The organism is uncultured Flavonifractor sp., from assembly GCF_944383115.1.
Taxonomy (GTDB): Bacteria; Bacillota; Clostridia; order Oscillospirales; family Oscillospiraceae; genus Flavonifractor.
In genome coordinates, this window is the sequence record NZ_CALWOJ010000037.1 from 1 (window position 1) to 17,901 (window position 17,901).

Annotated in this window: 15 protein-coding genes; 8 read left to right on the forward strand and 7 right to left on the reverse strand. The window is 57.4% G+C overall.

The window, feature by feature from the left end:
- The 3 genes from Q0K43_RS05750 to Q0K43_RS05760 form a co-directional block, all read left to right on the forward strand.
- Window positions 1–1,898: transglycosylase domain-containing protein (locus Q0K43_RS05750; RefSeq protein WP_297289608.1), on the forward strand; the 1,898-nt coding region annotated here is incomplete at its 5' end.
- Between the two features lie 270 nt (window positions 1,899–2,168).
- Window positions 2,169–3,470: an S-layer homology domain-containing protein gene (locus Q0K43_RS05755; protein ID WP_297289609.1), complete on the forward strand. Its 1,302-nt coding sequence runs from the start codon at window positions 2,169–2,171 to the stop codon at window positions 3,468–3,470.
- 49 nt (window positions 3,471–3,519) lie between these two features.
- Window positions 3,520–4,002, forward strand: a complete 483-nt coding sequence (locus Q0K43_RS05760; RefSeq protein ID WP_297289610.1) for a DUF4358 domain-containing protein — start codon at window positions 3,520–3,522, stop codon at window positions 4,000–4,002.
- 42 nt (window positions 4,003–4,044) lie between these two features.
- Here the strand turns inward: Q0K43_RS05760 and Q0K43_RS05765 are convergent, their stop codons facing one another.
- Both Q0K43_RS05765 and Q0K43_RS05770 read right to left on the reverse strand, forming a co-directional pair.
- On the reverse strand, window positions 4,045–5,319 hold the full coding sequence (locus Q0K43_RS05765) for a cation:proton antiporter (protein ID WP_297289611.1): 1,275 nt from the start codon (window positions 5,317–5,319) through the stop codon (window positions 4,045–4,047).
- 183 nt (window positions 5,320–5,502) lie between these two features.
- On the reverse strand, window positions 5,503–6,066 hold the full coding sequence (locus Q0K43_RS05770; RefSeq protein WP_297289612.1) for a TetR/AcrR family transcriptional regulator: 564 nt from the start codon (window positions 6,064–6,066) through the stop codon (window positions 5,503–5,505).
- 166 nt (window positions 6,067–6,232) lie between these two features.
- Here Q0K43_RS05770 and Q0K43_RS05775 point away from each other — a divergent pair, with 166 nt between their 5' ends.
- Window positions 6,233–6,481: a TIGR03905 family TSCPD domain-containing protein gene (locus Q0K43_RS05775; RefSeq protein WP_297289613.1), complete on the forward strand. Its 249-nt coding sequence runs from the start codon at window positions 6,233–6,235 to the stop codon at window positions 6,479–6,481.
- A gap of 62 nt (window positions 6,482–6,543) precedes the next feature.
- Here the strand turns inward: Q0K43_RS05775 and Q0K43_RS05780 are convergent, their stop codons facing one another.
- A complete protein-coding gene (locus Q0K43_RS05780) occupies window positions 6,544–8,775 on the reverse strand; it encodes a bifunctional metallophosphatase/5'-nucleotidase (RefSeq protein ID WP_297289614.1) in 2,232 nt (743 codons plus the stop codon).
- A gap of 160 nt (window positions 8,776–8,935) precedes the next feature.
- On the reverse strand, window positions 8,936–9,451 hold the full coding sequence (locus Q0K43_RS05785) for a DUF6512 family protein (RefSeq protein WP_297289615.1): 516 nt from the start codon (window positions 9,449–9,451) through the stop codon (window positions 8,936–8,938).
- A gap of 262 nt (window positions 9,452–9,713) precedes the next feature.
- Here Q0K43_RS05785 and spoIVB point away from each other — a divergent pair, with 262 nt between their 5' ends.
- The 4 genes from spoIVB (at window position 9,714) to Q0K43_RS05805 (ending at window position 13,993) form a co-directional block, all read left to right on the forward strand.
- A complete protein-coding gene (gene spoIVB, locus Q0K43_RS05790) occupies window positions 9,714–10,775 on the forward strand; it encodes a SpoIVB peptidase (protein ID WP_297289616.1) in 1,062 nt (353 codons plus the stop codon).
- A gap of 257 nt (window positions 10,776–11,032) precedes the next feature.
- Complete coding sequence (spo0A, locus tag Q0K43_RS05795; protein WP_297289617.1) at window positions 11,033–11,797, forward strand: sporulation transcription factor Spo0A; 765 nt, start codon at window positions 11,033–11,035, stop codon at window positions 11,795–11,797.
- 137 nt (window positions 11,798–11,934) lie between these two features.
- Complete coding sequence (locus Q0K43_RS05800) at window positions 11,935–12,537, forward strand: pentapeptide repeat-containing protein (protein ID WP_297289618.1); 603 nt, start codon at window positions 11,935–11,937, stop codon at window positions 12,535–12,537.
- Window positions 12,538–12,613: 76 nt separating this feature from the next.
- Window positions 12,614–13,993 (forward strand): alanine/glycine:cation symporter family protein, encoded by a 1,380-nt coding sequence (locus Q0K43_RS05805; RefSeq protein WP_297289619.1) that lies wholly within the window; start codon window positions 12,614–12,616, stop codon window positions 13,991–13,993.
- Between the two features lie 124 nt (window positions 13,994–14,117).
- On the opposite strand, the gene Q0K43_RS05810 is transcribed toward Q0K43_RS05805, so the two are convergent.
- The 3 genes from Q0K43_RS05810 to Q0K43_RS05820 form a co-directional block, all read right to left on the reverse strand.
- Window positions 14,118–15,122, reverse strand: a complete 1,005-nt coding sequence (locus tag Q0K43_RS05810) for a hypothetical protein (protein WP_297289620.1) — start codon at window positions 15,120–15,122, stop codon at window positions 14,118–14,120.
- A complete protein-coding gene (locus Q0K43_RS05815) occupies window positions 15,115–15,597 on the reverse strand; it encodes an RNA polymerase sigma factor (protein WP_297289621.1) in 483 nt (160 codons plus the stop codon). The genes Q0K43_RS05810 and Q0K43_RS05815 overlap by 8 nt, the downstream gene beginning before the upstream one ends.
- A gap of 184 nt (window positions 15,598–15,781) precedes the next feature.
- Window positions 15,782–17,548 (reverse strand): CvpA family protein, encoded by a 1,767-nt coding sequence (locus tag Q0K43_RS05820; RefSeq protein ID WP_297289622.1) that lies wholly within the window; start codon window positions 17,546–17,548, stop codon window positions 15,782–15,784.
- Window positions 17,549–17,901 lie beyond the last annotated feature (353 nt).

Sequence of the window (17,901 nt, forward strand, 5' to 3'; positions counted from 1 at the left end):
AGGTCACCACCGGCCGGGAGCGCAACAAGCAGCGCCAGGAGCTGGTGCTGTGGAAGATGCTGGACCTGGGCATGATCACCCAGGAGGAGTATGATCAGGCAGTGGCGGAGGAGCTGGTGTTCACCCGCAGTGAAGATGAAAAGAAACCCAGTACCATTTATAACTGGTACGACGAGCAAGTCATTACCGATGTGATCAACGATCTGGTGGAGGAATATGGCTACTCCAAACAGCTGGCGGAGAACATGGTGTACTCCGGCGGCCTGAAGATCTACGCCTGTGTGGATACCCGCATCCAGTCCATTGTGGAGTCGGTCTATTATGATCGGAGCAACCTGCAGCTCACCTCCGCCAAAGGTCAGGACATCCAGTCCTCCATTGTGATCATTGATACACAGGGCAATGTGGTGGGTCTAGCCGGCGCGCTGGGCAGCAAGGACGCCAATCGGGTGCTGAATATGGCCAGCGGTACGGTGCGGCAGCCCGGTTCCTCCATCAAGCCCCTGTCGGTGTATGCCCCCGCCATTGAAATGGGCATGATCACACCGGCCTCGGTGTATGCCGACGAGCCGGTGCGGATACTCAATGGCAACAACTGGCCTTTGAACAATCCTCAGACCTACCGGGGCAACATCACGGTGAATACTGCCGTGGAGGTGTCCTCTAACCCGGTAGCTGTGCGCATCCTGGAGGAGATGGGCGCTAAGACCTCCTTTGACTTCGTGGAGCAGAAGTTCCGCATTGATCTGGAAGAGTCCTATTTGAGCAATGGCGAGGTCAAAAACGACTACGGTTCCAGCCAGCTTGCCCTGGGCGGTTTGACCCACGGTGTCAGCGTCATGGACATGGCGGCCGCTTACTCGGTCTTCCCGCGGGACGGCGTGTATATCGAACCCCGCACCTATACCAAGGTGACCCAGGAGGTGGATGGGGTCGAGAAGGTGCTGCTGGATCATACCGAGACCGAGAGCGAAGTGATCCTCTCTACCAAAACCACCTATTATATGAACCAGATGCTCAAGAATGTAGTGACCAACGGTACCGGTACTGCCGCGCGCATCTCGGGTATGACGGTGGCCGGCAAGACCGGCTCCACCAGCGCCAACAATGACCGCTGGTTCGTGGGCTATACCCCCTACTATACCGCAGCGGTATGGGTGGGCTACAAGACCCCCGAGCGGATCTACGCCAGCAACAACCCTGCTGCCGTCATGTGGCAGAAGGTCATGAGCAAGGCCCATGAGGGTTTGGAGAACAAGGGCTTTACCCAGGCCAGCGGCCTGACGCCGGTCCAGATCTGTAAGGACAGCGGCCTGCGGGCCACCGAGGCCTGCCTCAGCGATCCCAGAGGAGATCGTGTGGTGCAGATGTATCTGTTCTCCGACGATGTGCCGGTGGAGAACTGCAGCAACCATGTGATGGTGGATGTCTGTACGGAATGTCCGATTTTGGATGCCAATGGAACTGCCATTGAGGGCCTGTATCACCTGGCGGGCGAGTATTGTCCCAGAGAGGCCAATGAGCAGTTGGGCATCACCGAAGGAACGGTCAAATCCATTGGCGTACTCACCACCGATACGTCAGAGAGCCAATATACCAAGGAGTTCCTGGATGCCCAGGGAAGCTGTACCGTCCACACTTCCGCACAGGTACCGCCGCCCGCAGAATATGACCCATCCACCTTCCGGTTGGAGGATCAGTCCACCTGGCCCACCCAGGAGCAGTGGCCTGGCTTTGATCCCACCAATCCCGCCACCTATCCTACGGTCCCGCCCCAGCCTACTGACAGCGGAACGTCCCAGCCTGACGAGTCCGGGGAACCGACGGTCACACCGTCTCCGTCGCCTGCCCCGGTGGAAACGCCGCCGGATGAACCCTATGTTCCGGCAGGAGAATAAAGGTGAAAAGGCGTCCCAGAGCATTGCTCTGGGACGCCTTTTGGTTTGATAATGCTTCGCTAAAACCTGAATAGAAGCTGAAATATCACAAAAAAGTAAGAAGTGGCCGCACAAGGAAAGAAGAGAGGCTGTTTTGCCGCACTTTTATGGGATTTTGGTATCCAAAAGGGCTGAAACGGTGAAAATACGCAGGAAGAATCTCTCTGCCCCACTGGACGGAGAAGGGAAAATCTGATACACTGATGCCAAATCACAGCAGGAGGGAACAATATGCTCATCCAAAGGATCGTGGTATTCTTACTGGCCGGGGTATTTGTGTCCGGCGGCGCTGCCGGCGATGCCATTCAGGACGTGCCTAAGGACGACCAAGCCTATCCTTATGTTTCCTATATGGTGGAGCATGAAATCATGTATACCACGAAGGATGGAAGGTTTCTGAGTGAGGCGCCCATTGGCCGGGGAAATTATATTCTCTCGCTGTGGCGGGCTGCTGGAAGCCCGGCGGGTGCGGCGCCTGCTTTTTCTGATATCGGACAGGAGGAAGCGTGCTATCAGGCGGTTGGCTGGGCGGCTGAACAGGGCATTGTGCAGGGTACCACTGACACAACCTTTTCGCCCAAGCAGCCTCTGGAGCGGGAGGAGGCCATGACCATCCTCTGGAACGCCCTGCCGGCTTTCGGCGTGGAGCAGCGGGAGGGGTTGTCCGGCGGACTTGCCGATTGGAGCGACGCGGATGCAGTAAGCAGCTGGGCGCTGGCCCCGTTAGGCGATCTCTATGCCTACGGCCTCATTGGTGACGGCGGCGGGGAGGCGCTGCGCCCCCATGCGGCCATGACCCGCGGCGAGACAGCGGACCTCCTTTATAAGACCCTGAAGCTGGCGGAGGAGACCGGTGGGGGTACAGCGCCCACGGTATCCACCAATCAGCCGCCCCAGGACGAGTGGGGATGGTTTGATGATGCGGTATTTGTGGGCGATTCCGTATCCCTGAAGCTGACCGGCTATGTGACCAAAATGCGGCAGAGTGACCCTGATTATCTGGGCAAGGCCCAGTTCCTCACCGCAGGCAGTCTGGGCAGCGGGAATGCCTTGTGGGAAGTGAGCGACAAGTCGGTCCATCCCCTCTATCAGGGCACCAAAATGCGCCTGGAGGACTCGGTACACGCCTACGGCGCCAAGAAGCTGTATATCCTGCTGGGTATGAACGACGTGGGTATGTACGGCGTGGACGGCTCGGTGGAAAATATGCAGACCCTGCTGGGCCTGATCAAGGAAAAGACCCCCGATCTGGAGATCTATGTCCAGTCCGCCACCCCCATCCACAAAGGCAACGAGAAGAAGGTGCTGAATAACGCCAATCTGCGGCTGTACAACGAGAAACTGAAGGAAATGTGCGACCGCAACGGTTACTATTATGTAGATATTGCCTCTGTACTCACGGACGAGGAGGGATATCTGCCCTCCGCCTATTGCAGCGATGCCTCCGGCATGGGGATGCATTTTACCGATGAGGCCTGCCGGATCTGGGTGGATTATTTGAAGCAGGATGCGGCGGCCCGTCAGAGCGGCTGACCGGGGCAGATTGAAAACAGTGCGGCAACAGCCGCGGAAAGGTGATTCTATGAAACGGAAGATACACAGCGTATTACTGCTCGTGCTGACTACGATCCTGGCCGTGTGCGCCGCAGGATGCAGCGGTGGGACGAAGGCCGCCGACGTGGATGTGACGAAAGTGATGTCCGCCCTGCTGGAGAAGGCGCCCATTGAGGGCAGCATCCAGCTGACCGAGGATGATATGCTCAACTTTTACGGCATAGAAGGCGACAAGATGGAGGCTTTTGCCGCAGATCTGGCGGCGGACGGGATTACCGCCAAAGAGATCGTACTGGTAAAGGCCAAGGACGAGGACAGCGCCAAGGACGTGGAGACCAAGCTGCAAAACCGGCTGGAGGCCAGGCGCAATGAGTTCAACAACTATCTGCCCGACCAGTATGCCATTGTGGAAAAGAGCGAGGTCAAGCGGGACGGCGTCTATGTCCGGCTGATCATCTCCCCCCAGCAGGAAGAATTGGTGGAGCTGTACAATAGTTATTTCAGCGCATGAAGACAGAAAGAGAGCCTGTTGCATTTGCAACAGGCTCTCTTTTTAATTGCTATGCTTGTTGCTGCCGTTACGCAGCCGCTCGTGGTCTTCCAGCAAGGCCTGGGTGGCCAGATCGAAGGCGGCGGCGTCTTCGTAGCGGTTGACCAGCTCGCTCTCCTGCAGATCGCTGTAGTCCTTCTCTTTCCCGTGGTAGACCAGCTTGAGCAGGATGGGGGTCAGAATGGTGGTGGCAATGACCATCAGTACCACCGGTCCAAAAAATTCATCTTTCATCAGACCGACGGCAATGCCGTTGTTGGCCACGATCAGGGCTACCTCGCCCCGGGAGATCATGCCCACACCGATGCGGAGGGAATCCTGCCCGGAGTAACGGCACAGCTTTGCGCCCAGACCGCAGCCCAGGATCTTGGATACCACGGCCCAGATGATGAGCAGGATGGAGAACAGAATGATGGTCCCGCTCATTTCGGGCAGTACCACCTTCAAGCCGATACTGGCAAAGAAGATGGGGGAGAGCAGGGTATAGGAGAGGGTGTCGAACCGGTCCTGAAGGTAGGTCACCCGGGGCGTTTTGGCAAAGATCAGCCCTGCAATATACGCGCCGGTAATGTCGGCTACGCCGAAAACTTCCTCTGCAAAAAACGCGTATAGAAGGCAGAACGCAAAAGAGATGACTACAAAGCGGCGCTTGTCACGGTCGTAGCGTTTAAACCACCACTCCACCGCGCGATGCAGCAAAATCCACACCACCACGCTGATGGCAAAGAACGCGACAATTTTTAATAACACCAGCCACACGTTGGTTCCGGTGCCCGATATGCTGGTGATGATGGTCAGGGCTACAATACCCAGCACATCGTCGATGATAGCAGCGCCCAGGATGGCGTTGCCCGAACGGGTGGACAGTTTGCCAATCTCTTTGAGGGTCTCCACGGTAATGCTGACGGAAGTGGCGGTGAGGATCACGCCAATAAAGATATTCTGCATCAGCATTTCGCTGCCCGGATTAAACAGGGCAGCCAGCGCAAAACCGCCGGCCAGAGGGACAAGAACGCCGATCAGGGCGATGATAAAAGCGGAACGCCCCGCTTTCTTCAACTCCCCCAGATCGGTCTCCAGACCAGCGTTGAACATTAAAACAATCACGCCCAGTTCAGCCAGTTGATCCATCAGAGTGGTTTCCTGTAATATGCCCAGCATGGCTGGTCCCAGCAGCAGGCCGGCCAGCAGCGCGCCCACCACCTGGGGCAGGGCAAAGCGTTTGGTGACGATGCCCAGTACTTTGGTACTCAACAGGATAACTGCGATCTCAAACAAAAAATGATAACTCGTATGGCATGCTCCTCTCTGTTGGCGTTGTGAAAATGCACTATAAATACTAGGAGGATTTGGTTAAAAAGTCAATCGTCAACCTGGATAAAATTTGAGATCAATAGACCGAAAAATCTGACAAGAAAACTCCCTGGTACGAAAGGCCTGACAGGCTGTACCAGGGAGGGATCACTGTGTATTCAGTTGGAAGGAAGAGAAGCGTTCCGCTACCCGCTGGAACTCACCCTCCAGCAAAAAGCTGATGCGGGCGGCCAGCTGAGAAGGTTCTTCCTTCATGTCGTCCGCCATCCAGCCCAGCATCATGCCGGCCAGGGCGTACATGTAAAAGTCCGTCAGGAACTCCTGATCTTTCGGCGACAGTTGGAGGCCGTCCGAGGCATCCTCCAGCAAGTGGACCACCAGGGCACGGGACAGGGTAAACAGCTGGCAGTCCAGATGCTCCCGTCCGCCGGAGCGGTAGATGTGATAGATGATGGCGTGGTTGTCCTGAATGTAGTGGAAGGCGGCCATCAGCGCCTCCTGCCAGGAGGCGCAGCCCTGTATGGCCTCCTCGGTCTCATGCTCCAGGAACCAGTGGAGCAGATCATAGATATCCTGGAAGTGGTAGTAGAAGGTCTGTCGGTTAACCTCGCAGTCTTCCACGATCTCCTTGACTGTAATATCGTCCAGGAACTTTTTTTGCAGCAGCCGGCGGAGCGAGCTAGCCAGGGACAGTTTGGTACTGGGAGCCAACGGGCAAACCTCCTTTCCGGAAGCGGATCAAAAGGACGCAGCCGGGGGGCGGCCATGATCCTGCAATTATAATCATTATACCACAATGGTATAAAGAATTGCAATCCTGCCGAAAGTATGGTATGATTTGCCCCGTTAAACGGGAATTTCAAAGGAGAGAGGTACCATGACCATTGAATACAGCCCCAGAGGGGTTTGTTCCAGGCAGATGCGCATTGATGTGGAGGACGGTGTGATTCGTTCCCTTCAGGTTCAGGGCGGATGCAACGGCAACCTCCAGGGCATCTCCCGCCTGGTGGAGGGCATGAAGGTGGAAGAGGCCATCCGCCGGCTGGAGGGGATCCGCTGCGGGTTTAAAGCCACATCCTGTCCCGACCAGCTGGCGCAGGCGCTGAAGCAGGCGGCACAGGCCTAAACAGAAAAAACTGGGGCGTGCATATGCACGCCCCAGTTTTTTGGTATACGCAGGAGAGAGTCTCAGGCAGCAGGCTCTTCGACGGTCAGGGCGCCGAAGTTGGACAGCACCTGAGCAAACTCCACCCGGGTGAGCAGGCCGGCGGGCATCAGCTGGCCAGCCTCATTGCCGGTCATGATGCCGGCATAGTAGCAGAAGGTCATGCCGTCCAGGGACTCGGCGGGAATGGCGGCATAATCGGGGGCCTTCTCCATAGAGCCGTCGCCGACGGGGGGCTCGATGCCCTTGTAAGCGGCGTAGGCGGCGATCAGATCGGCGATCTCGGCGCGGGTGATGATCTGATCCTCGCCGAAGGTAGTGCCCTCGTACAGGTCCACGGAAGCGGCCCAGTTGATGCAGTTGGAGTACCATTTGTCAGCGGTATCGGTGACGGTGGTCTCCTCCACAGCGGGAGCGCCTTCCATGTTGTACAGCACCTGATACACGGTAGCACGGCTGACCTGGCCGAAGGGAGTGAAGTTGGAGCCGTTGGTGGTGCTCATCATACCGTTGGTTACTACATAGCGGACGGCGTCGCCGTACCAGGAGGAGAAGTCGGCGTCGGCATAGAGAACGGTGATGCGGCCGTCGCCTCTGGGATTGGCGTACTGCTCGCCTACCACGCCGCCCAGCTCGTCCTTGATGTAGGTGATGAGGACCTCGTTGTCCACCATGACTTCATCCTTCAGGATGGTCACGTTGTCGGCGCCAAACATGGCATAGCCGTCGCCGCCGTCCTTGAGCATGTAGTTATGGGAAGCCAGGGTGTAGGTGGCCTCAGCGTCGATGGGGGCGTACTCGCCGGTCTCGCTGTCCAGCACCTGCACGTCCTTGACCCGGCGGTCGCCGGTCACCTTCACGAAGTTGCCGGCGTCGTCCAGCTCCACGGAGGTGGGAATGGAGGTGTCAATGGTGTACTTGATGCCGGAGACCTGCAGGAAGCCGCCGCTCTCAGACACGCCGGCCTGCATGGAGCCCAGCTCCAGGGCGTCCAGGATCTGCTGGCCGGAAACTTCCACCAGGCAGGCCAGGTTGCCGAAGGGATGGACAGCGATGATGTTGCCGTAGGTGATGTCGCCGGCGGCAATGTTGTCACGCACGCCGCCGCCGTTGACGAAGGCGATGTCGGCGTCCAGCAGGGTGCGATAGGCGTCGGCGCACAGGTCGCCCAGGTTGGTCTCGGCGGAGCGGACGGCCCGCTCACCGGTGTAGGGGTCGTTGATGGTCAGATCCACGGAGGAGGTAGCCACCACTTCCTCGGACATGGCCTTGTACTCAGCCTGAATGCCCTCGATGAAGGTCTTGGCGTCGGTATAGGCCTGGGAAGTGGTGTCCACATCGGCCAGGGCCACCAGCTCGGTGGTCATGGTGCCGTCGGGAGCGATGACCAGCTTGCCCACGGACTCGGCCTTGGTGCCGGTCTGGCTCAGCAGCACGTCCTCGCCGTCGGCGTTCTTCACGGTCTTGGAGGGCTCAGTGGTGTGGGAGTGGCCGTCCAGCACCACGTCGATGCCGGTGGTGTTGGCAATGACCTCAGTGGACATCCAGGGAGTACTCTGGGCGTCCTCACCCAGGTGGGCCAGGGCCACCACATACTCGGCGCCGGCCTCGCGGGCGGCGTCCACGGTATCCTGGACCTGGTCATAGAGGGCCTTGCCGTCCTTGTCCTGGCAGAAGCCGTAGATGTACTCGCCCTTGTCGTTCTGGAAGTAGGCGGGGGCGGACTTGGTCAGGGTCTCGGGCGTGGAGATGCCCACATAGGCCACGTCCACATCACCGTAGGTGACCATGGTGTAGGGCTCCAGCACGGCCTTGCCGTCGGCGTCCACAAAGTTGCAGCTGACATAGGTGTACTCAGCCTGGTTCTTGGCGATGTCCAGGAAGGTATCCATGCCGAAGTCGAACTCGTGGTTGCCGGGGATGGCGATGTCGTAGCCGACCTGGTTCATGATATCCACGATCCAGCTGCCCTTGGACAGAGAACCCAGGATACCGCCCTGGATGGCGTCGCCGTTGTCCACCAGGGTGACGTTGTCGGTGCCGTATTCAGTTTCCATCTCGGCCTTGTAGGCGGCGATGGCGGCGTAGGACATACCGTCGTCACTGGTGCAGTGGACGTCATTGGTGTACAGCACAACAATGCCGTCTTTGGCAGCAGTAGTTTCCTCCTCAGCGGCCATAGCCGGGATGCAGAAGCTGCTGGCCAGAGTCAGGGACAGGAACAGGGACAGGAACTTGCGAGTGTGTTTTCTCATGAAACATTCCACCTTTCCTTCCGGGCCCTCTGCGGGCTGATCGGATACCCTAATGGTAACAAAATGGAAACAAAATTACAAGAGGGTCCGGGGCAGAAAGAAGGTAAATTTTATATATTTGTCGTAAAATTGGTGAAAAGGGGCAAAAGACACAGACGGGTCAACAGGGCAGGGTGACCCAGGTTGGGGTACCGGACAGGTCGGCGAACAGAAGGCCCTGGGGCGGCAGGAAGGAAAAGAGCATGGTAGCCACGCCGAGGGCCAGCACCAGCAGCGCCAGCAGCTCCCGGTATTCCTGCCACAGAGGCTGGCGCAGAAGGTGGGGCAGCAGGAAGAAGAGGGCCATCATCAGCACATAGAGGACGATATCCACCAGGATGGAGTCGCCTTGCAGGCAAATGTGATAGACATACCCAATCCCCAGCATTCCGGCCGTGGCGGCCAGCAGCGCAAAGGCCCGCTGCCCCAGCATTCCGGGTTGCTTTCGATGAAGCAGTACTCCGGAGATCAGACAGGGCCAGTACAGCAGCTTGACGTGTTCCCAGAGACTTTCCCGCACCGGCGCCACGAGCCCGGTGGCGATACAGGGTACAAAAGTATAGAGGAAATGCAGGCAGGAGCCGGCCACCGTGGCGACGACAAAGAAAATCAGTTCCGTTTTATTCAGGCGCGGCATGAAACACACTTCCTTTCGGCTTATATTTCGTAAGATATGCAGGTATAAGAAAAAAATACCAGGCGCAAAGCGGGGTAAAAGACAGGAAAGAGCGGGAGAAAACAGTTGGCAGAAACGGGCGGATGCCTCTGATGGGCTTGTTGGAAGAAAAATCAAATCCAAAGGAGAATTTCATTGCCAGCGTTTTTGACTGCTCCCTCGTTCATATTAAAAACAGGCGCACGATGCGCCGGCTTTTTGGGAAAGGAGTGTGCAAAACGAAATGGGAAAGGAAGAATCAAAGGTCAAACCCTGGGTGGGCGCCGTACTGGCGGCGGCGCTGGTTTTTTCCTGCATGGCCTGGTATCAGCCCGCCCGGGCGGCGGATGAGGTGCGTGAGGTGATCCCGATGGGACGCACTGTGGGTATCAAGCTGTTTTCCGACGGCGTGATGGTGGTTGGATTCGGCGAAGTGACCGCCGCCGACGGCAACCACGCCCCTGCCCGTGACTGCGGCCTGAAGGAAGGGGATATCATCACCCACATCAATCAGGAAGAAGTGGACAGCATTGAAGAAGTGCAGACGCTGCTTCAGGAAGTGGGCGGCGAAGCCATGAGCATCCGGGCGGTGCGGGACGATCAACAGGTCCAGTTTACCGCCCACGCCGTCCAGTGCAGCGCCGACGGCCAGTATAAGCTGGGTGCCTGGATCAGAGACTCTATGGCAGGGATCGGTACCATGACGTTTTGTGATCCGGAAAGCGGACTGTTCGGCGCCCTGGGCCACGGGATCAACGACGTGGATACGGCGCGGCTCATGCCCCTGCAATCCGGGTCCATTCTGGGTTCTCAGGTGACCGATGTGCAAAAGGGTAAAAAAGGCACCCCCGGCGAACTCCACGGTGCCTTCCAGACCGACAAGGATCTGGGCGTTTTGTGGGCCAATACCGCAAGCGGCGTGTTCGGTCAGGTGAAGGACGATACCCTGATCCAGGGCCTGGAACCGGTACTCGTGGCCCAGCGCAGTCAGGTCAAAACCGGTCCGGCAGTCATTCGCTCCAACGTGACCGGCGATCAGGTGGAGGAATATGAAGTGGAGATCACTCGTATTTTTCCCGAAAAAGAGGGCGATACCCGTAATCTGATGCTGAAAGTCACCGATCCCCGGCTGCTGGAAACCACCGGCGGCATTGTCCAGGGTATGAGCGGCTCGCCCATCCTCCAGGACGGCCGGTTGGTGGGCGCCGTGACCCATGTGTTGGTCAACGATCCCACCCAGGGCTACGGCATCCTGGCGGAAAACATGCTCCTCAAGGCGGAAGAGACCGCGCAACTGGAAACGTAATGGATTCAGACGCCGGGAGCGGTATCCGCTCCCGGCGTCTATTTGTCGGGAAAATGAAAGAGATGTAGGGAAGCGTGCATCCCGCCGTCGGAATTTCTGCGGAAAAGTCGAACGAAGTCGAAGAGAAATAACCAGAAATTGCCAGTAAAACCCTTGCGCTTGCTGTCTGATTATGGTAAATTATAGCCAACCGGTAAACAGACTTGGCCAGGCAGCAAATGCAGAGCAGGAGGAGCCTGCTGGAAAGGGTGTCAATAGTGGAACGGAGAATCAAGGTCCTGGTGGCGGATGCAGGTGAAGAGTTTCGCCGCATACTGGTGGGACAGCTCAATACAGAGGCGGGCATTGAGGTAGTCGGCGAGACGGGCGATGGAGAAGAGACGCTGGCGCTGGCGCAGGCCGCCCGGCCGGACGTGGTGATCATGGATTTGGTGCTGACCCAGGTAGACGGCGTGGAAGTCCTCCAGGAACTGGGACGGCGGGAAGAGCGTCCCAAAGTACTGGTGCTTTCAGGGTTTGCCCGGGGCAGCGTGGCGGAACTGGCTGTAGAAGCCGGAGCCGATTACTATATGCGCAAGCCCTGTCGGTTGACCGCAGTGGCCGAACGGGTGCGCCAGTTGGCCGCCCTTCAGGAGATGGAAGAAAACGCAGACGACGAGGAACGGGCCAGAAAGCTGGAGAGCGTGGTGACCGGCATCATTCATGAGATTGGTGTGCCCGCCCATATCAAGGGCTACCAGTATCTGCGGGAGGCCATTATCATTGCGGTAGGGGACATGGATGTGATCAACGCCGTCACCAAGGTCCTTTATCCGGAGGTGGCCAAACGGTTTGGCACCACGGCCTCAAGGGTGGAGCGGGCCATCCGGCACGCCATCGAGGTGGCCTGGGACCGGGGCGATCTGGAGACGCTGCAGAAATATTTCGGCTATACCGTCTCCAACGCCAAGGGGAAGCCCACCAATTCCGAATTCATTGCGATGATTGCCGATCGACTGCAGCTGCAGCAGAAGGAGCGGTAAGGGACGAAGACGCGCCCGGCAGACGGGGAGCATCCCCGGAGGCCGGGCGTATTTTTGTGCTGTCCAAATCGAGGCAGAAGGAGTATAACATAGGCAGGGCAGGTTTATTGCCTGCCTGATCGCAAGGGGGCGTACATATGCTGGCACAACAGCTGCACTGGGCCAGGACCGAGGAGCGGGATCTGGAGGACCTGGAGGTGGAGCAGGAGGTATTGACCGGGCTGGATCTGTCCCGATTGGAGTATACCCGGGTCAGATTCCATAAATGCCGGTTTGAGCGGTGTGATTTTTCCAAAGCTGCTTTTTATGAGGCCGTGTTTGACGGCTGCGATTTTTCCAACTGTAATTTTCTGGACAGTCTATGGAATAAATGCCGGGTCACCGGCTGTAAGGGTGACGGCGGAAAATGGATCGGCAGCCGCTGGAAGGATTGTGTGGTGGAGGACAGCTCGTTCCGGTACGGCAATTTTTCCAAATCTTTGTGGAGTCGAAGCAGGCTTATCGGCTGCGATCTCCGGGAGGCGGCCATGACTGAGGCCCGGGTGACGGGCATGGAGCCCCACCGCACCAGTTTCCAGGGCGTGGATTTTTTCCGTACATCCCTGAAGGGCGTGGATTTGTCCGACTGTCAGATCCAGGGCATCACGGTATCCGAAAGTTTGCAGGAACTGCGGGGCATGCGGATCAACCCCGGTCAGGCGGTGGATCTGATTCCGCTGTTGGGGGTACAGATGCTCTGAGTGGCCTCGACGAAGGACAAGATACTGTCATGGATAACTCCCTTGCCGCATAACCCTGGGACAAGGGGGTGGGGCTATGACGGGACTGGAGCGGCTGGCCGATCTGATCTGGGGGCCGTGGCTGCTGGGGCTGTTTTTGATCACGGGGCTATATTTGTCGGTACGCACCGGCTTTTTCCAGGTGTTCCGGTGCAGACTGTGGCTCAAGACCACGTTGGGAGCGCTGGGGGGCGGGAGCCGAAGGGAGACGGGGCAGGGGCTGACGCGGCTTCAGGCCATGTCCACCGCTTTGGCCGCCACCATCGGTACCGGCTCCATTGCCGGGGTGGCCACCGCCATTTTTTATGGCGGGCCGGGGGCGGTATTCTGGATGTGGGTGTCCGCCTTCCTGGGCATGATGACAGGATGTGTGGAAAAGATCCTGGCGGTGCGCTATCGGGAAAAAGATGAGAAGGGCCGCTGGCGGGGCGGACCCATGTGTTATATGGAACAGGGGCTGGGAAACCGCACGCTGGCCACCTTGTTTTCCCTGTGCTGTGTGGGCGCGTCTCTGGGGGGCGGCAACATGGTCCAGGCAAATTCCATCTCTGCCGCGCTGGAGGCCAGCTTCGGCTGGGACCCGCTGGCGGTGGGCGTGGGAGTGGCTCTCCTCACCGGGGCGGTCATTGTGGGGGGCATCGGCCGGATCGGCAAAGTGAGCGAGACGCTGGTACCCTGTATGGCGCTCCTCTTCGTTGGAGGCGGGGTGGTTGTGCTGTTCTGCCATGCCGGTGAACTGCCCGTCGCGCTGCGGCAGATCGTTGAGGGAGCCTTTGCGCCCAAGGCGGTTCTGGGCGGTGGCGCGGGTTACAGTATGGCAGCCGCCCTGCGCTACGGTGTGGCCCGGGGCGTATTTACCAATGAGGCTGGGATGGGTTCTTCCTCCATCGCCCATGCCGCCGCGGATACCAAAGAGCCGGCGGAGCAGGGAATGTGGGGGATCTTTGAAGTGTTTGTGGCCACCATTGTGGTCTGTTCCATCACCGCCTTGGTTATCCTCACCACCGGCGTCTACGATCCGGAGACCGCCCTGGCCGCCATCCGCAGCGGGCAGGTGGAGCCTCACATGTTGGGCGCCCCCCTGTCGGCCGCCGGATTTTCCACGGTGTTCGGCCCCTTCGGCGGTATCTTTGTGTCGGTATGCCTGTTGATGTTTGCCTTTACCTCCCTGCTGGGGTGCTGCTACTATGGCGAGCGGGGACTGGAATATCTGAGCGGCACCAGCCGCTGGAAATGGATCTACCGGCTGATTTTCCTGTGGGCGCTGGTATGGGCCAGCGTGGCCGATGTAAGTGCGGTTTGGCAATTGGCGGATATCTTCAACGGCCTGATGGCCCTGCCCAATCTGTGCGCCCTGCTGCTGCTGTCCCCGCAGGCGCTGGCGCTGCTGGGGCAGTGGCAGCGGAGCCGAACATAGGAGGATGGAACGTTGCAAGGCGTTTTTCCAGAAAGTAAAACGGGCCTGCTGCAAAAGTCGATTTTGCAGCAGGCCCGCTGGCCTGTATCAGCTTCAACTACTGGTTGGATTCTGACCGAGGAACTTACGCATACGTCACGCCATTGATTTCTACGGAGGCAATGCTGTTTGTATCCACGATCCGGTTAAAGGTATAGGTGATGGTGACACCTTCCTGGTCAATCAGCGCGTAGGTATGGTTCGAAACAAAGTCGGCCTCGTTCTCCACCACATATTCAGAGCCGTCCGTATAATACAGCGTGATGCTGTCAATGGAATCACTGTCCACCCCAAGGGAAGCCAGATCCATTTGAATGCTGACGGGAGAGAGGCGAATGGCACCGCCGGCCAGTTCAACACCTGCGATACCTACGTTGCCGGGCAGTTCCAGGGAAATGTCATTTACCTTGCTTCGATCTTCGCCTGAGCCGATACCGACACAGATGTTTTCCGCAGTCGGGTCGGCAATGAAATACGTGCAGATGTATAATTTCGTTTCACTGCTCATGGCCGTATCCAGATAAGCACGGCTGGAGCCTTGCACTCTTGTAAAAACGGGGGCCTCCGCAGGCCACCACAGCACCCCATCGGGAAATACTTCATAACCACTGACCTCATTGCTGTTTTCCACCGTGTAATAGAGCATCCCTGCCCGCGTTGCGGCGTCATACAGGAGCGCCTCCACATGTAACGTGTAGTCGCCGCACACCGTGCTTTCCCCTATGGCAAAAATGTACGGTGCAATCAATTCCTGGGCCAGGGTTTCATCCACCGGCACCCGCTCCCAGGCAGGGAGGTTTGTCATCAGCCGGCCATCTTCATCATACTCCACGATGCCGCTCCCGGAGCTGACATTCTCCCCGAACAGCGCCCGTAGCATAGCCGCCGGATTCTCATAGCGGAGGAAGCCTACTGCAGCGGCGGCTGTGACGACGCCGCACAGAGCAACGACTGCTGCGACCGAGGCAGCTCTTCTGGAGAATTTTGCATGTTTCCTGGTCTTGTGTGTCATATTCATTACCTCCACAAGTACATCTTCGGAGGCATGGAGGGAAGAGAAGGTTTCCTGATAAAGTTTTTTGTCAAACATGGCTGCCTGCCTCCTGAAGATTGGATTTAAGGATTTCCCGCCCGCGTCTTAATCTGGTGCGGACGGTTGCATTGGGTATCTTTAGAAAATTGGAGATTTCCTCGCAGGAGTAATCCTCATAGTAGTGCAAAAAGATTGGAACACGATACTTTTGAGGCAGTTCCATCACCGCATAGAACAGTTCACTATGCTCCTGGGATATAAAAGAGAGTGTGGAAGCATAATCCTCGATGGGCTCAGTTCGTTTCCACGGAGATAAAAATGTTTTTTTACATTCGTTGATGGTAACACGAATCAGCCAATGCTTAATATGCTCCTCGCTGTCAAACGCTTTATCCGTGTGATAGAGCTTAATGAGAACATCCTGGGTGATGTCATCTGCTTCTGATCGGCTTTTTGTGTAATTGAACGCCAACCGAAAGACCGTATCCATATATAATTTTGCAAGCCGGGTAAATTGTTCGTGATTCAACATAGGCTGCTCTCCCTGAAAAGCTTTTCACCTATAATATCATTGAGACGCTGAAAATGTTTCAAAAGCCATCAGAAAAGGTGGTCAGGATAAAAAAACAGCCGCCCGGTCGGGCGGCTGTTTTTTTCGGAATATCGGGCCTCTATGGGGCGCGCGTTGTCTGCGTCAGTCCCTTTTGGGAAAAGACTCACGCCGCCGGGGCGGGGGAGGCTTCCCCGGTACTGTTCTCCTCCTGGGGAGCGGGGGTGACGATGGGGGAGGGAGCAGGTTGGGCGGCCCCATCCAGGGTGACGGTGGAGCCGTCCAGAATGGAGGAAGTTTCGCCCTCCATCGCCGGGGTATGCTGAATAGTCACCTTGTCGCCCACATTGAGGATGACGGCCAGAGGATTCTGGGCGGCGGAGAGGGCGTAGTAGGTGGGATCGCCCTCCAGCTGGATGAAGTAGTAGGAGTTGCCCTCCATGACCGCCGAGCGGATATCGCTGATGACGCCGGATACCTCGGTGCGGGGAGTATCCTCCGGAGTGGTGATGCCCTTATTGTTGAGCAGCTTGATATACTCCTGCTCACAGGCGGATACAGTGGAGCCGGTGGCCACCACCTGATACTGAGCCACGTTGACCATGGCGTAGCTCTTCACCAGGTTGGTGGCGTCCTTCAGAGGAATGAAATAGGTGGGCTCTCCGGCGATGTTGAGCAGCAGGGGGAAGGTGGCGGTGTATTTCAGGTCCTGCACCACGCCTTCGGCGGAGGACATGGCCGCCGCCTCGGTGGCGCCGGGGGCGGAGTAGAACTTGGTCTCCTTGGTGCGCTGGTTGGACAGCAGGAAGCCCAGGTTGGACTGGTCGGCATTGGCGGAGGTGACGCCGGTGTACATATACACGTCATCGTTGAGGGCAATATAGTTGGAGCCGCTGGTGGTGATGGTCACGTCCCGCTGACCGAAGATGGAGTTGATGAAGCCATTGACCAGGGTGCCGTGATAGTCGTACTGTTCCATGATCAGCTCGGGCGTAAATACGTTGTCTACCCAAGTGGGGATATCGGCCAGCTCATAGTAGGTGCATTCGCCGGTGATGGCGTCTACCAGCACCGCGCCCTGGATATCGTCGCCGCCGAACAGGCCGATGGTCTTGACGATGCGGGGGGCGATCCAATAGGGGCGTCCATCCTCGTCGATCTCAAACTGGGGTGTGCCGAAGATGAAGGTGGGATAGTTGAAGCGCAGGTGGCGCACAATATTGCGGTTGAGGGGTTCGGAGAAGGAGTATTTCATACCCTCCTCCAGGCGGACCACCGTGGCTTCCTGGGTGACCATGTCCACCCTTACATAGGCGGGCAGGCCGGTGCCCCGGTTGGTGAACCACTTGAACAGGTCGGCGTAGGCGATGGGGGCCACCCGGACAGGTCGGCCCTGGTAGTTGATCTGGGTGGAGTCAAAGGAATACTCGAACTGGCTGACCATGTCGCTGAGGGTACCCATCTGCCGGTCGCTGAGGTACTCGGCGGAGGACTCGTCCAGGGTGGGGATCTCGTTGAAGGAGATCTCGGCGATATCGGTGGCAAAGTTGCCGTCCTCCACCGTCAGCAGGTCCCGGTATGCCCCGGCCCGGAAGATGGGCAGGGAGATGACGGTGCCTACGATCCCCACCGCGATGAGGGCCAGCAGCAGAATACCGGCGGGCAGGCAGCGGGACTTGATGAAGCGCAGATATTCCTTCGGGCCGCTGCCCTCCCGGATCAGATCCATGCCTGAGGTGAGGATGGAACTGACCACAAAGACAATACACAATATGGCAATAAAGACGTAGAAATCCTCCGACTGGGGGTTGATGGGAGGCAGAGCTACATAAAAATAGACCAGGCCAACCACAATGGTAAGGATAATGCAAAACGCCAGTTTCCCGGACTTGCTTTTGGGCCCGTGGGGCTTCTTAGCAGGTTGATGTTCCATGGATGTTTCTCCTTTAGGCAATTTCAACATTTTTTCTAAAATGATATGTGGGACGTAAAGGTAGTATAGCCCAAACAGAAGTAAAAGGCAACCAAACAGAGGTGAAATTTTCATAAAGAAGAGCGGAAAACCTACCGGAGCGGCAGAGAAATTCAGGCAAAAGTTCGTTTAAAATTCCATTGACGGCAAACTTTACATCCGATATACTTAGACAGGATATCGTAAAAGATCGGATAAAGAAATGTAAAAAAGAGGAGAACAGACGTGGGAAAGATGAGCATCCTTCTGGGGCTGCTGGGCGGCCTGGCCTTGTTCCTCTACGGTATGCAGATGATGAGTTCCGGCCTGGAGGC